A 13,207-nucleotide genomic window follows, 5' to 3' on the forward strand; every position below is an offset into this window, starting at 1 on the left:
GCACCGCATAAACGGCTGACGTCCGCACCGCCATTCATCCGTCGAGTCCGCTATCATCGCCTGATGGCGATGATAGGTGAAGGTGCGGTCACAGCACATCCAGGACTGGAGCTGGCCCCGGCCGCGGCGTTGTTCCGCAGCCTGGCTGACCCCACCCGCCTGGCTATCCTGCGCCGGCTCGCGGAAGGAGAGGCCCGGGTGGTCGACCTGACCGCCCAGTTGGGCATGGCCCAGTCGACCGTCTCGGCGCACTTGGCCTGCTTGCGTGACTGCGCCCTTATCACCGGCCGCCCGCAGGGCCGGCAGATGTTCTACGCCCTGGCCCAGCCGCAGCTGCTCGATCTGCTCACCGCCGCCGAAGGACTGCTCGCGGCCACCGGGCACGCCGTCGCTCTCTGCCCTACCTACGGCACCGACACCTGTGAGGACACCTGCCGATGAGTGCCAACCCGCTACCCGATGTCACCGGCCCCGCCGCCCGCCGGGCGATCCGCTACGGCTGGTTCACCATCGGCTACAACCTCATCGAAGGCGTCATCGCCGTCACCGCCGGCCTGGCCGCCTCCGCCGTCTCGCTGATCGGGTTCGGCATCGACTCCGGCATCGAGGTTGCCGCCGCCGCGGTGGTCCTGACCCGGCTTACCGCCGAACTACGCGGCGGGCACGCCGACGAAGCCAAGGAACGCCGGGCGCTGAAGTTCATCGCGTTCACGTTCTTCGCTCTCGCCGCCTACGTGATCGTCGAAGGCATCCGCGACCTGTTCATCGGCGAAAAGCCCGAGACCAGCCTGGTCGGCATCATCCTGACCGGTGCGTCGATCATCATCATGCCGTGGCTGGCCCACGCCAAACGCAAAGCCGGCCTGGCCATGAACTCGCGGCTGGTCATCGCCGACGCCGCCGAGACGAAGCTGTGCGCCTGGCTGTCGGTGTCCACCTTCGCCGGCCTGCTCGCCTACGCCCTGCTCGGCTGGACCTGGCTGGATCCGGTCGCCGGGTTCGTCATCGCCGGGTTTGCGATCATGGAAGGCAAAGAAGCCTGGGAAGGCGAACTCGTCTGCGACGACGACGATGACGACTGACCGCCCACACCCGCACTGAACAACTGCACGCGACGAAGGAGACCGGTGAGCCTGTCACTGCTCGGCCAGGCCGCCGGCATGTTCGCCGTGACCAACATCGACGACCTGCTCGTGCTCGCCGTCTTCTTCGGCCAAACCCGCGGCCACAAAGCCGGAGCCTGGCGCGTCGTCGCCGGGCAATACCTCGGCTTCCTTGCGATCCTGGCCGCCGCGATCGTCGGCGCCCTCGGCGCCGGGCTACTCCCCGAAGCAGCGATCCCCTACCTCGGATTGCTCCCACTCGCGCTCGGCATCCGCGCAGGCGTGAACGCCTGGCGGCACCGCAACGACCCCGATGACGACGCTGAGCAGGAACACGACGCCGGTCCGTCAGCACTACAAGTCGCTGCCGTGACGTTCGCCAACGGCGGCGACAACATCGGCGTCTACGTCCCGGTCTTCACCGTCGCCGGCACCAGCGGCATGACCGTCTACGCGATCGTCTTCCTCGTCGGCGTCGCGATCTGGTGCGCCGCCAGCTGGTTCCTCGCGACCCGACCCTTGATCGCGAGAAGTCTTTCCCGCTGGGGCCACGTCATCCTGCCCATAGTCCTGATCGGCATCGGCCTGACAATCCTCGTCGAAGGCGGCGCATTCGGTCTCTGAGCCTACGGCCGGACATCCGCGCCGAACGGATAGACGACCCCGTGACCACAACACAGCATCACCCGCGACCACTATCTGATCTTCGCTGCCGGGCCAAATCAGGCCGTCACGCCGAGCAAAAACGTCGCCCAATGGGGCCATCACAGGCCTGGCGGAGCCACGGAACACCGTCAGAATTACCGGTCTCAGAGACTCGCCTCAACCGGTTCTGGCTGGTTCTCGCGGACATAGTCACCCGTCCACGGCGCGGATCTCATACAGTCCAGAAACCTTGAACAGAAACACTTGACAGGGAAGCTGGTCGCCGCACAGAACATGCTGCGCCGCCCGGTCGCGGACCAGTTCAAGGATCTGCACCACAGCATGCGAGCCGACCGGGCCCGCGAGACAGGCATGTGGCTGGTGTCCTCCGATGTCACCGGGGTGCGCGGCGACTTGCGGATCGCCTACGGCCCTACCAGCCTCCTCTCACCACGCGGCGAGGTCGTGAAGCAGGTACCACTGATGACAACAGGCATGATCGTCGCGGAGATCAGCTGACACCCGCTGCGGCCCGCTGCTCGTCATGATCATGGTTGTTCGCTGAGCCGGTGATTGCCCGTTGGTTCGCCACGCTTTGGGGGTTAGGTCATCCTCGTCGAGGACCACTGTCCGTACTGGGTGCCAGGATGAGCCGATGGATCTGATACCGCGCACGACGACCGCTGACGTACGGGCGCGCCGTGCGGCAACCGCGGTCCTGCCGGTCGGTAGTTTCGAGCAACACGGCGACCTCATGCCGCTGGCGACCGACACGCTCATCGCGACGGCCATCGCCACCCGTCTCGCCGCCACGTACAACGTGCTGCTCCTGCCAGCGGTGACAATGTCCTGCTCCCACGAACACGCGGCATGGCCCGGCACGGTCAGCATCAGCCATCAGACACTGGCCGCCATCGTCACCGACGTGGCCGCCTCGCTCGCCGCGCAAGGTGTCACCCGGCTCGCGCTCGTCAACGCTCACGGCGGCAACTACGTTCTGGGCAACGTGGTCCAGACCGCCAACGCGCACACGCCCCGCTCGATGACGCTGTTCCCGACCCGGACCGACTGGGACACCGCCCGCCGTGACGCGAAGCTGAAAACCTCCGCTCACGACGACATGCACGCCGGTGAACTGGAAGCTTCCATCTTGGCCGCGGCTTACCCCGAGGTCCTAGGGGACGGGGGGCCGGACGATGACCATGCCGCCAACGAGCGATCGATGTTGTTGGTCGGCGGCATGAGCGCCTACACGCGGAGCGGCGTCATCGGCATGCCCTCAGCGGCGACTGCGGCCAAGGGCGAAGCTCTGCTGGACAGTCTGACCGTAAGCTTCGGCACTCACCTGCTGGCTCTTGACCAGTAACGATCGCCGCCGGGCCGGGTGCCGTGACAAGCGCGCCGGCCGACGCCGTGCAAGACCATCGGAGATGCCGATTCGGGCAACCGACTACTGCGGCCGCCGTGAAGTGGCCTGTCCAATGCCGGCAGCCAGAACGCCCGTTACGTGGTCTGGCCGCGGTGAGCCGACCACGCGGCGAACCAGGAGGCAAGATCGCGTATCCAAGCGGCGTTGCTCTGCTGTGATTTGCGCGCCCATTTCGCGGCGTTGCCCGTTACGAACAGGTCTACGACCTCGGGGTCTGTGTCAGCCCAGGTCGGGTGCTGTGCCAGCCACTGTTCGGCCTGCAGCGGGGTGTGACCACTACCGATGAGCCAGGGGGCGAGCATGGCGAGTTCCAGCCATGGTGCGGCCTGGGTGGTGAACGCCCAGTCCACGATGCGCAGGCCGTCGGCGGTCACGATCAGGTTGGCCGGGTTCAGGTCGGTATGCACAAGGGTGTCGCCGTGCAGCGCCGGGTGGTCGAACCCGAGTCGGGCGTGCGGGCTCAACCACGGCCCGTCCGGCGCGGGCGGGCCGGCCAGCTCGGGCAGGGCCGTGCTGAGCAAGGTCAGATCACAGCTGCCCGGTGACAGGTCGCCGGGACGGCCGTTGCAGTGCTCGAACCCTGCTACCAGCCAGCCGTGTGCTTCGAAGTCCCAGAGCACCGCCGGAGCGTATCGCCGGTCGACGTTCCGGTTCACCTGCACCTCGTAGCGCAGCGACCGCACGCCCAGCGGCGACGAGGCACCTTTGACGAACACTGACCCATTCGGCCCGCCGACGCTCACGGCGAGCTCGGCATGATCGCCGGTAGCGGCCGGGGTGATGTCGGATCCACCGGCTCGCTGCAGAATTTCCCGTGCCACGACAGGCGGTACCGCGGTCCAGCCATGAGCCATCCGCCACTCCTTCGTGTGAATCGACACCCCGATCCCGATCCCAGGCTGTCGAGGTGGCCTAGCGCTCAGCGCAGGGGCACAGCACCTGTTGCTGCGTTCTACCATGCACTGCAGCACCTGGGGAGGAGACACCACGGCGATGACGCTGGAACAACTACGCGACACCAGCCTGACCCCGGTGCAGCAGACTTTGCTGTCGTACCTGCGTAGCTGCGCGGCAGTCGCAGAACTCAACGCCCGGCCACCGGAATGGGTGTTCGGCTCCGTCTACCACCTGCTCGAGGCGCACGGGGTGTTCTTCACCGCGGCGCCCCGGCCGGTGGAGGTGCCGAAGTTGCCCGACCGGTGGTGTTACGGCAACGCCGCAGCGACCGCGTCCACCTACGCCGGCGAGGGACTGCTGTATGCCGAGGGCTTCGCCGCGGTGGCCGCCAGCGGGCAGGTGGTGCCATTGCCGCATGGCTGGTGCGTCACCGGGGACGGGCTCGTGGTCGATCCCACCTGGGACTTTCGCCCGGACACGGCCTATTTCGGGATCGTCTTGCGAGATCCGGCGACGTGGCCGCACGACGGCGGGGGTCTACTCACCGAACCTGACCGGATGTTCGCGCTGCTGCGCGACGGCCTGTGAGTTGACCCTTCATGCCAGCCCTGACTGGAGGCGGCGAGGAGGGTGCTCGATCAGCACTTGGCGACAGGACGGAAATCGCTGGTCCTGGTCCCCTCCGCCTCAGCGCTCGTGCTGCCCTGGTCCGCGACCGGATCCTTGCGGGCAACCCAGATCGTCACGGAGGCTGGAGGCATGTACCGGCGGATGTTCCTGACCGTTCTCGGCTCGTCCATGACCTCCCCTGCGCTGGAATGGCTGATCGCCCACCCGGTCGGCGACGTCACAAAGACGGCGGGTCACCACCTGCCGATGGACGTCGTCGACCACCTCGACACCATCACCGACAGCCTGCGCCGCATGGACGACCACCTCGGCGGCGCCTCGGCGATCGGCCTGGTCCGCCAACACCTGCGCACCGTCATCGACCTCATCGAACAGCGCCGCTACACCAGCCTCGTCGGGCTGCGCCTGCACGCTAGCGCCGGTGAACTTCTGCGCCTGGCCGGCTGGCTCAGCTTCGACTCGGGCCTGCACGCCCAAGCGCAACGCTTCTGGATCGCTGGCCTCTGTGCCGCCCACGCCGCCGGCGATCGCGCCCTCGGCGCGAACATCCTCGGCTTCATGAGCTGCCAAGCCAAAGACATCGGGCAGATCCGCGAAGCCGTTACCCTCGCCGAGACCGCCCGTACCGGATACCACGCCAGCTCACCGCAAGTCGCCACGATCCTCGATCTGCGGGCCGCTGAAGCCTATGCCAACGCCGAGGAAACCGACCGCTGCCGCGAAGCCATCGACAGCGCGCTCGCTCGCTTCACCGACACACCCGCCAGCACCGGCAACCCGCCCTGGGCCTACTGGATCACCCCGGCCCACGCCGACGCCCAGGCCGGCTACTGCTACCTGAAACTCGGCAACTGGTCGCAGGCACGCACCCACCTCGGCCGCTCGCTGCCCGAACACACCCAGCAGTCCGCGCGCGAAGGCGCGCTGCACAACGTCCTGCTCGCCACTACCTACGTCCGCCAAGACAGGCCCAACCTCGACCGGGCGATCGAACACGGCGACGAAGCAGTGCACCTGCTCAGCGGTCAGGTCAGCTCCACCCGGTGCATCCGACAAGTCCGCCGACTCGTCGCCGACCTGACCCCATACCGCCGAATCCCCGTGGTCCGCCGCTTCTGCAACGACGCCACCGATTTGCTCCAGACCAGCACGTAACCGACCGGACTGCTCATGCCGGGCACGAGCCATCGCCGACGCACGCCCGAAACCATCGAGATGGAGATCCGACCGCCACCCTAGCCCCCAGTCCGAGGACACTTCGGTCGAAGTGGTCGAGCTGAGCCACTCCGCAGACTGCGCGAACCGGCTACGACAGCGGACGCTGATCCCTGCCGCCGCCGGCCGAGTAGCCGCATCCCCACTTGCTGTGAAACAACTAGCTTAACGACTAGACTTGTCTCATGACAGGCCAGCGGATTCGACTGATGGGCGCCCACGAGATTCGCATCCGACTCGGCGGAGTGAGCCGGCAGCGGACTTACCAGATCACCTGCCGCGATGATTTCCCTCGACCCGCTGCTGAACTGGCGCAAGGAAAAGTCTGGTACGAGAAAGAAGTCGAAACCTGGATCGGAACGCACCGACAGGATCAACCGGCTACTGACGAACCGTAACCGCCCACTCTCAACCTTGGTGATCAAGGCGATGTTGGCACCAGACGTCGCTTGCCTCAGCCATCTCTGCGAGGTGCAGGGCATTGGCCTTGTTGTCGCGCAGCCGTCGGGAGACCTTGGCGAGCGCGGCCGCGAAGGCGTCCAATGCGTCAGGGGTCGCGCTGGACCATATTGGCAGGCCCGGCTACCCAGGCTTCGGCTCGGGGTGTTCAGCGGTGATGGGAGCCGTCAGCCGGTCGAACAGGGCGGCGGGGATGAGGATCGGCCATCAAGGGTGTCGACGTCTCCAGGAACCGCCGGGCGTGCCGGCCCCTTCTTCCACATGCTCATCCTGCTGACCGGCCCCACCCACGTCGACTACCCGGCGACCCGCGCTGGGGGCAATCCAACGCGAGCTCCCGCGGACGGAACGGTGATCGGGCTGGCTCACCTCACCGGTCATAGAGGCCGCTGATCTCTCAGTGCGCCTGATCGAGGGCCGCTGTTTCGGCCTCTCGTTCACAAACCCACGACGTCGAAGCGAGCGCGTCCCGCCGCGTCACCAAGGACAGCCCAGGACAGCTGCGGACAGCTATATCGCGGTCAGCCGAGCAGGCAGGGTCGTCAGGGAAGCGACCGACGCCGAGCCTCCAACATCCCGCACCGCATCCAACGGCGGGGTGTCAACCGAGACGGCGGACACCGGTCGGCGCGCCCGCGGCCGGCTCATCACCATCCCGCCGCCGGACCGGGCCCACCAACCTTCCCGGAGAGGCAACCATGAACAAGACCATCGCTCGTACCGGCGCCATCGTCACCGCCGCGCTCGGCCTCACGCTCACCGCGGCCACGCCGGCCCTGGCCAGCGCGGACAAGTGCAAGGGCGACGCCTACGCCTCCTGCGTGGCGGTCAACGGCACCAAGCTGCACGTCAACTCGATCAAGAGCCGCGTCGCGCTCTACGCCAAGACGTGCCGGTACGGCCACAGCCAGGTGCTGATCAACGGCAAGCACTACGCCGACTCCAACGGCGGCAGCGACAAGGAATATTGCTCCAAGTCGGTCTTCGGTGACGAGGTCACCACCGGCACCTGGAACGTCAACCGCAACTACGCCAAGGGCACCAAGATCTGCTCCAAGTTCTGGCGCTACACCGGCGAGACCGGGCCCGGCACGTCCAACGGCTACTCGAGCTATGGCACCGCCTGCGCCACCATCGGCTGATCCGTACGGCTGACCGCATGGGGCGGTGATTCCGCCGGCATCACCGGCCCCAGAAGCCGGCGCCGCACGCGAGACCTTCTCCGCTGCTGCCGTGACGCCCACTATCCCCTCCGTGGAGATCTTCCATGACCATCGCCCTAAGCCCGGAGTCCAGCACGATCACCGGCGTCGTCCCCGAGGTGCTGCGCCGCTACCGACTCGCGATCAGCCTGATGTTCGCCATCGCCGGCATGACCATCGGCACCTGGACCGCGCGAATCCCCACCATCCAGCACAACATCAAAATGGCCGACGCCAAGCTGAGCATCTGCCTGCTCCTCCTGGCTGCTGGCGGGCTGGTCGGCATGCGCGCCGCCGGCCGGCTCATTGACCGGCACGGCAGCACCACCGTGATGGTCCTGCCGTCGCTGGGCCTCGGCGCGGCGCTGCTACTCGCCGGGCACGCCCCGACGTGGACGACGCTGGCCGCGGCCCTGCTGGTCTTCGGCATCCTGCACGGCACCCTCAACGTGGCGATGAACGCCGCTGCGGTCTCGTGCCAGACCGCGTACGGCCGGCCGATCATGACCTCGTTCCACGCGCTATTCAGCATCGGCGGTGTCGTCGGGGCTCTGCTGTCGGCCGCCTGCGCCCACATCGGCCTCAGCGTCGCCGACGCCTTCGCCGCCGCCGCGGTGATGTCTACCGCCGCGGCCGGCTGGGCAATCCACCACCTCATCCCCGCACCCGCCTCGAACCCCACCATCCAGGAACCGACCGCCACGGCCGAACCGGCGCAACACCGACCCCGAACGAGAATCCTGCTGCTCGGTCTGCTCGCCTTCAGCGCCCTGATCAGCGAAGGCGCCGCGGCCGACTGGGCGAGCACCTATCTCACCCGCCTCGGCGCGACACCCGCCATGGCCGCCACCGCCTACGCCGCCTTTGCGGCGAGCATGACCCTCGGCCGGCTCGTCGGCGACCGCCTCACCGCCGCCGTCGCACCCGCCGCGCTCCTGCGTGGCTGCGGCCTGATCGGCGGCGGGGGTCTCGCCCTGGGCCTGATCGGCGGCACCCCGGCCACCGCGATCGCCGGGTTCGCCTGCCTCGGCGCCGGACTGTCCTGCGTAGTCCCGCTGCTCTACTCCACCGCCGGCAGCCTCGACCCGGCCCGCCCCGGCGCGGCGCTGTCACGGGTCGCCGCGCTGGGCTACCTCGGCTACGTCACCGGACCCGCCATCATCGGCGGCGCCGCCATGCACATCGGCCTCGGCAACGCCCTGCTGATCCTCCCCGCCCTCGCAACGCTGCTGGTCATCGCCGCCCCGGTCGTGCACAGCAGTCGCGGCCGCCACCACCGCAAGAGGACAAACCCTCGCAGCCACCACACGCCCGTGCCCGTTGACGGCGACGACATGACAACGCCTGACCATCCGACCCGTACGCCCGAAGTCACCACCAACCACAGCGACCGCAAGGTCCTCGAGCTCGAAGGAGCCCTCCTATGAACACCACCCTCACCCGCACCAGCACGATCGCCGAAGCTGCTGCGGCAAGCCCCCGTCACAACAAGGCGATCAGCGCGACCCGGGTCGTCGCTCGAACCCGGCGCCGCACCCCGCTGCTGCTGATCATCGCCGCCGCCATCGCCGCGGCCCTACCGCTGATGGGCGCCACCCCCGCACAGGCCGCCACCTACCGCGATCCGACCCCGGGCGCCGGCTCGATCTCGACGCAGGCCGCCACCTACCGCGATCCGACCCCCGGCGCCGGCTCGATCTCGACGCTGGCCGCGTCCGGGTGCAGGGCGGCCCCGTACCGGTTCCACTTCGAGGGCTACGGCAGTATTGCCTTCCCGGAAGACCCGACTGGTCAGTGGAACGCCACAACCACACCGGTGCTGAAGACCACCACGGAGTGCCGGGACATCAATGTCAAGAACACGACCAAGGGCAAGATCGTCGTGTGCGTGATGTTCGGCAAGACCGGTCGAACCTGCAACTACCGAACCACCATCGCGGCCGGCGCCTGGGCGAACGCGGCTACCAACGTTAAGGACGGCACCTACTTCCGGATGCGGCTCGGGATCCTGGTCAACACCCCCGGCTACGCAGGTGGCGCGACCGGCTACGCCGACTTCTGAGCCCGAGCGCTGACAGAAGTCCCCGGATCGGCGGAAGGGTGTCGTTGCGGTTCGCAGCGACACCCTTCCGTCCCGCGAAATGGCGGCCACACGGCCCGGAGTAACGGGCCCAACATCTCCGACGCCGACCAGCTCGACCAGCTCGCCGCCGCGCACCCACCGAGCCCAACGGCGCAGTCGGGCCACGACGCCGCCTTACCCCGATCGCACACCCATCGGCAGAACCACTCTCGGGAGGCACCCGCCACCATGCGACGACGCACCCTCACCACCGGCATCCTCGCGGCAACCGCCGCCTTCGCCCTGACCGCTTGCACCGACACCAAGCAGCCTGAATCCCGCACGAGCACCCCACCGACGACGACGCCCGCGGCCCAGCTCGCCAACGCCGCCGGCCGACTCAAGACCGACACCTTCAAGATGACCATGACCGTCAAGATCGACACCACCGACGCCCGGCTCGACGGAGCCATGGACCCGACCAAGAAGATCGGCGCCTTCACCGCCACCACCAAACGCGGCGGCGGCACCTCGGTCATCGAATGGCGCATCCTGGGTAACGTCGTCTACCTCAAGAGCAACACCCCGGGCCTGCCCGGCACCAAGGACAAGCCGTGGCGGCGCATCAACCAATCCGAATCAGCCAGCCTCGCCGAAGGTTTCGACGGCGCCAAGATGGCCAACCCGCTCACCCAGGCCACCAGCGTGCAGCGCACCAGCGCCCGCCACTTCACCGGCACCTTCGACACCTCTGCCGTCGCCAGGGCCCTGAGCCTGCCGACCCCGGACAGCAGCTCCAGCGCCGCACCGGCACCGACCGGGGCCTTCACCGCCGACCTCGATGACCAGGGCCGCCTCACCCGCTACCACCTTGACGTGCCGCGTACCAAGGGCGGTACCTACTCGATGGACCTGACCTACTCCGACTTCGGCACACTCGTGAGCGTGCAGGCGCCACCGGCCGACCAGGTCGCCGGCACCAACGGCACCTGACTCGAACCGACGTAATCCTGCTCGAGCAGCCCCGCACCCTGGTGCGGGGCTGCTGTGTTGCCAGCGACGGCTGGCATGTACTCCACACGACCAGTGCGGCAGCGGAGCGCGGTTCTCAGATCTCAGGTTTCTGGAGGCCATCGCGGACTACGGCGACTGCCTCAGCTTCATTCCTTCATTCGCCACGGACCCGACCGCAGCGTCCCAACCCCACGGATTGGCATTCACGTACAGGCACGGAGCCATGGCACTGAGATCGTCTCGCATACGGACGACTTCGACGCCGGGGATACGGACCTGCACCGTCGTGCCATCAGACATCGACAGAACCCACGCAAACCAGCCATCACGATCAGCCTCGGGCGCACGCACCGGGTCGCCCTCCAGGTGCGCGACACGATGCCGGATCGGCACCTGCTCCAGCTCAGTCGCACGTTCACTCACCGCGGCGAGGAAAACGTCAAGCGCAGCCGCAGCGAGGTCCTCGCTACCGTTAGCGATAGGTAACGCACCAGGATAGTTGGCGCCGGGCGTGATCATCCTCCGACGGTACGGCCGATCGGCTGCCATCAGCAGCGAGTTGGCTAGTCGGTACGACCACCGTGATCAACTCAGTCGACGGCCAAGGGGTATGACGGCTCGGCGCAGTCGCGAGCTCGGTCGCCACGATATCGGTGACCGCCACGAAAAATGTCATAGCCTCGCGTCACTATGAGCTCATGGCTGAACCCGCAGTCCCGCTGCCGAGCCGTCGTATCGAACTGCCGCTGCTTGAAGCCCGGACGCGGCTGACCCAAATTGTGCGGCTAACCCCCATTACCGGCCAAGTCACCGTGATCACCGATCGAGGGCAGCCAGTTGCCGCGATCGTGCCGATAGAAGTGGCATGCAGCGAAGCCCGAACCCCATCGACAGCACGTTCGGAAACGGCCGCTGCCGGTTGGATGCGCCGCATCGAGCAGGTTCGCGAAGCGGTACGCCGTCAGCACGCTGCACGGATCACAGAACTGGAACACGCGTTGACCAACGCCTGGGTCCTGCTGGACCGGCTCCGGCCTCGAGGTTCCGACCGCGCCGTCGACGAGCTCCGTATAGCCCACCGCGAAACGCTGACGAAGCAACCATCAGACAGCGACTAGAACAGCGATGCAAATCCAGGACCAGGGTATGGGCCAACTTGCTGAAACGCCGCTGCGAGTTCTCCAGCAAGGAATTCGCAGCGGCGTCTCGCCCGGCCAGGTCGGAGGACGATCAACATGCAGGCTCAGCGGGTGGCGTGGAACGCCTCAACCACTCCGGTGGGGATCCTGCCACGATCGGAAACCTCGTGGCCGTTCTTCTTCGCCCACTCCCGGATCGCCTGGTTCTGATCGCGGTTGGACCGGCTGGGCTGAGCCGCTGCACCTCGAGATGTGATACGTCCGCTTGCCGGCTGCCGACCAACTCGGACAGATTTCTCAAGGTACGGGTCGAGAGCCTTACGAAGCTTGCCCGCGTTCTGCTCCGACAAGTCGATGGTGTAATTCACTCCGTCCAGCCCGAACTCCACGGTGCGATCGGCATCGCCGCCATCGAGATCGTCCGTCAGGACGGTGATCGTCTGCTTGGCCATTAAAGTCAGCACTCCCAATCGTCACGGCCCGATCGGCCGCCGCGGTATCAGCCCCCACCATAGTCACTACGTGCAGACAATCTGTTCAGCGCCACCAGCAATGACTACGTGTGAAAGGCCGAACACTGGTTCCGCATCGAATCGGGTGTGTCGGCCGGTCAACGAGTGGTATCAGCCGACGTCGGACGCGGACGCACAAGAGGCGGACTTTGCTGACGCCGCTGCTGAGCCATGGTCACCAACGCAGACGCGAAGCCGTTGACCGCCACAGCCGCAGGCGTCCCGGACCCGTAGACGCTGACGACTCCGCATCGGCGGCAATACCACGACTGCCGCCAAAGTCCGATCGCATCGTCCATCAACGGACCCACCGCCACCAGGTGACGGTGCCGCGCCCGCAGCACCCAGCCGGCGCCGACCGCCACGACGGCGAAGAACAACACCCCGAACCACGCCGTACCGTCAGCCGGATCCATCACCGCCAGCTGCAGATTCCACAACGCCAGAAGAGCAGATCCACCGAGCCCGACAGCCGGCCCGGTCACCGTACGCGGCCGCTGCGGCGCGGCCAACGCACGAGCAAGCGCACTGACCTGAACCACGTGACCCCTGACCGGCACGTCGTAGCCGAATCGTCCGGTCACGCTGCCGCGCACCGTGCCGGTGGAGCGGCCGTCACGCACGGCAGCCGGCACACTCGCCAGCTGATCAAGGCGCCGACACCGTAAGCAGCCCGCATCACGTGGCCGTCGCCGTTGCTGCGGCACCTGCGCATCCGTCATGCCCATGCCTCCAGTATGGAACCACAAGTCGCGATGAACATCCGCTTTACGAGAAGGTCGGGCGACGCTGCACGCATGTCGGACCTGCAAGATCAACTGCCAAGCACCTCTTGCACCGAGGAGTGCAGGCGGCCTTCTCATGGGTGCATTAATGACTTATCTGAATGCGGGTGTTCAC

17 protein-coding genes are annotated in these 13,207 nt (G+C 67.1%); 13 read left to right on the plus strand and 4 right to left on the minus strand.

The genetic code is table 11. From position 1 onward, the window contains the following. Window positions 1-63: 63 nt before the first annotated feature. From WH85_RS04520 to WH85_RS04540, 5 genes are all read left to right on the plus strand, one after another. Entirely contained in the window at window positions 64-441 is a 378-nt protein-coding gene (locus WH85_RS04520) for an ArsR/SmtB family transcription factor (protein WP_045740357.1), read from the plus strand. Further along, complete coding sequence (locus WH85_RS04525; protein WP_045740358.1) at window positions 438-1,082, plus strand: cation diffusion facilitator family transporter; 645 nt, start codon at window positions 438-440, stop codon at window positions 1,080-1,082. The genes WH85_RS04520 and WH85_RS04525 overlap by 4 nt, the downstream gene beginning before the upstream one ends. Before the next feature lie 45 nt (window positions 1,083-1,127). Then, window positions 1,128-1,727 (plus strand): cadmium resistance transporter, encoded by a 600-nt coding sequence (locus tag WH85_RS04530; protein ID WP_045740359.1) that lies wholly within the window; start codon window positions 1,128-1,130, stop codon window positions 1,725-1,727. A 285-nt stretch (window positions 1,728-2,012) separates the two neighbouring features. Then, window positions 2,013-2,267: a nitrilase-related carbon-nitrogen hydrolase gene (locus WH85_RS04535; RefSeq protein WP_045740360.1), complete on the plus strand. Its 255-nt coding sequence runs from the start codon at window positions 2,013-2,015 to the stop codon at window positions 2,265-2,267. A 136-nt stretch (window positions 2,268-2,403) separates the two neighbouring features. After that, complete coding sequence (locus WH85_RS04540) at window positions 2,404-3,114, plus strand: creatininase family protein (RefSeq protein WP_045740361.1); 711 nt, start codon at window positions 2,404-2,406, stop codon at window positions 3,112-3,114. 137 nt (window positions 3,115-3,251) lie between these two features. Here WH85_RS04540 and WH85_RS04545 read toward each other — a convergent pair whose 3' ends face one another. Continuing rightward, the gene (locus WH85_RS04545; protein WP_342669771.1) at window positions 3,252-3,893 is read right to left on the minus strand and encodes a phosphotransferase family protein; all 642 of its coding nucleotides are present in this window, start codon (window positions 3,891-3,893) and stop codon (window positions 3,252-3,254) included. Between the two features lie 277 nt (window positions 3,894-4,170). Between WH85_RS04545 and WH85_RS04550 the strand changes: the two genes are divergently transcribed. From WH85_RS04550 to WH85_RS04575, 7 genes are all read left to right on the plus strand, one after another. Further along, complete coding sequence (locus WH85_RS04550) at window positions 4,171-4,662, plus strand: hypothetical protein (RefSeq protein ID WP_045740362.1); 492 nt, start codon at window positions 4,171-4,173, stop codon at window positions 4,660-4,662. A 42-nt stretch (window positions 4,663-4,704) separates the two neighbouring features. Next, window positions 4,705-5,859: an NsdA family TPR-like regulatory protein gene (locus WH85_RS04555; protein ID WP_169792413.1), complete on the plus strand. Its 1,155-nt coding sequence runs from the start codon at window positions 4,705-4,707 to the stop codon at window positions 5,857-5,859. A gap of 245 nt (window positions 5,860-6,104) precedes the next feature. Next, window positions 6,105-6,317 (plus strand): DNA-binding protein, encoded by a 213-nt coding sequence (locus WH85_RS48460; protein WP_083448789.1) that lies wholly within the window; start codon window positions 6,105-6,107, stop codon window positions 6,315-6,317. 759 nt (window positions 6,318-7,076) lie between these two features. Next, entirely contained in the window at window positions 7,077-7,520 is a 444-nt protein-coding gene (locus WH85_RS04560) for a hypothetical protein (RefSeq protein WP_045740363.1), read from the plus strand. Between the two features lie 125 nt (window positions 7,521-7,645). After that, window positions 7,646-9,007: an MFS transporter gene (locus tag WH85_RS04565; protein ID WP_052720152.1), complete on the plus strand. Its 1,362-nt coding sequence runs from the start codon at window positions 7,646-7,648 to the stop codon at window positions 9,005-9,007. Then, window positions 9,004-9,642 carry a hypothetical protein gene (locus WH85_RS46685; RefSeq protein ID WP_052720153.1) on the plus strand — a complete coding sequence of 213 codons (639 nt, stop codon included), beginning with the start codon at window positions 9,004-9,006 and terminating at the stop codon, window positions 9,640-9,642. Before WH85_RS04565 ends, WH85_RS46685 begins: the two co-directional genes overlap by 4 nt. Window positions 9,643-9,891: 249 nt before the next feature. Further along, window positions 9,892-10,635 (plus strand): hypothetical protein, encoded by a 744-nt coding sequence (locus tag WH85_RS04575; protein ID WP_045740364.1) that lies wholly within the window; start codon window positions 9,892-9,894, stop codon window positions 10,633-10,635. 147 nt (window positions 10,636-10,782) lie between these two features. On the opposite strand, the gene WH85_RS50000 is transcribed toward WH85_RS04575, so the two are convergent. After that, window positions 10,783-11,175 (minus strand): hypothetical protein, encoded by a 393-nt coding sequence (locus tag WH85_RS50000; RefSeq protein WP_157410767.1) that lies wholly within the window; start codon window positions 11,173-11,175, stop codon window positions 10,783-10,785. 179 nt (window positions 11,176-11,354) lie between these two features. Here WH85_RS50000 and WH85_RS48465 point away from each other — a divergent pair, with 179 nt between their 5' ends. Continuing rightward, the gene (locus tag WH85_RS48465; RefSeq protein ID WP_083448790.1) at window positions 11,355-11,774 is read left to right on the plus strand and encodes a type II toxin-antitoxin system Phd/YefM family antitoxin; all 420 of its coding nucleotides are present in this window, start codon (window positions 11,355-11,357) and stop codon (window positions 11,772-11,774) included. A 125-nt stretch (window positions 11,775-11,899) separates the two neighbouring features. Here WH85_RS48465 and WH85_RS04580 read toward each other — a convergent pair whose 3' ends face one another. Continuing rightward, on the minus strand, window positions 11,900-12,247 hold the full coding sequence (locus WH85_RS04580) for a histone-like nucleoid-structuring protein Lsr2 (RefSeq protein WP_045740365.1): 348 nt from the start codon (window positions 12,245-12,247) through the stop codon (window positions 11,900-11,902). Window positions 12,248-12,405: 158 nt separating this feature from the next. After that, on the minus strand, window positions 12,406-13,035 hold the full coding sequence (locus WH85_RS50005) for a hypothetical protein (protein WP_157410768.1): 630 nt from the start codon (window positions 13,033-13,035) through the stop codon (window positions 12,406-12,408). Window positions 13,036-13,207: the final 172 nt, after the last annotated feature.

It is taken from the genome of Actinoplanes rectilineatus, from assembly GCF_000962825.1.
Taxonomy (GTDB): Bacteria; Actinomycetota; Actinomycetes; order Mycobacteriales; family Micromonosporaceae; genus Actinoplanes; species Actinoplanes rectilineatus.

Bases quoted from the DNA above. Each gene is read 5' to 3' on its own strand.
- WH85_RS50005 (WP_157410768.1), bottom strand. From the start codon at position 13,035: ATGGGCATGACGGATGCGCAGGTGCCGCAGCAACGGCGACGGCCACGT.
- WH85_RS50000 (WP_157410767.1), bottom strand. From the start codon at position 11,175: ATGATCACGCCCGGCGCCAACTATCCTGGTGCGTTACCTATCGCTAAC.
- WH85_RS04580 (WP_045740365.1), bottom strand. From the start codon at position 12,247: ATGGCCAAGCAGACGATCACCGTCCTGACGGACGATCTCGATGGCGGC.
- WH85_RS04520 (WP_045740357.1), top strand. From the start codon at position 64: ATGGCGATGATAGGTGAAGGTGCGGTCACAGCACATCCAGGACTGGAG.
- WH85_RS04540 (WP_045740361.1), top strand. From the start codon at position 2,404: ATGGATCTGATACCGCGCACGACGACCGCTGACGTACGGGCGCGCCGT.
- WH85_RS48465 (WP_083448790.1), top strand. From the start codon at position 11,355: ATGGCTGAACCCGCAGTCCCGCTGCCGAGCCGTCGTATCGAACTGCCG.
- WH85_RS04525 (WP_045740358.1), top strand. From the start codon at position 438: ATGAGTGCCAACCCGCTACCCGATGTCACCGGCCCCGCCGCCCGCCGG.
- WH85_RS04575 (WP_045740364.1), top strand. From the start codon at position 9,892: ATGCGACGACGCACCCTCACCACCGGCATCCTCGCGGCAACCGCCGCC.
- WH85_RS04560 (WP_045740363.1), top strand. From the start codon at position 7,077: ATGAACAAGACCATCGCTCGTACCGGCGCCATCGTCACCGCCGCGCTC.
- WH85_RS48460 (WP_083448789.1), top strand. From the start codon at position 6,105: ATGACAGGCCAGCGGATTCGACTGATGGGCGCCCACGAGATTCGCATC.
- WH85_RS04550 (WP_045740362.1), top strand. From the start codon at position 4,171: ATGACGCTGGAACAACTACGCGACACCAGCCTGACCCCGGTGCAGCAG.
- WH85_RS04565 (WP_052720152.1), top strand. From the start codon at position 7,646: ATGACCATCGCCCTAAGCCCGGAGTCCAGCACGATCACCGGCGTCGTC.
- WH85_RS46685 (WP_052720153.1), top strand. From the start codon at position 9,004: ATGAACACCACCCTCACCCGCACCAGCACGATCGCCGAAGCTGCTGCG.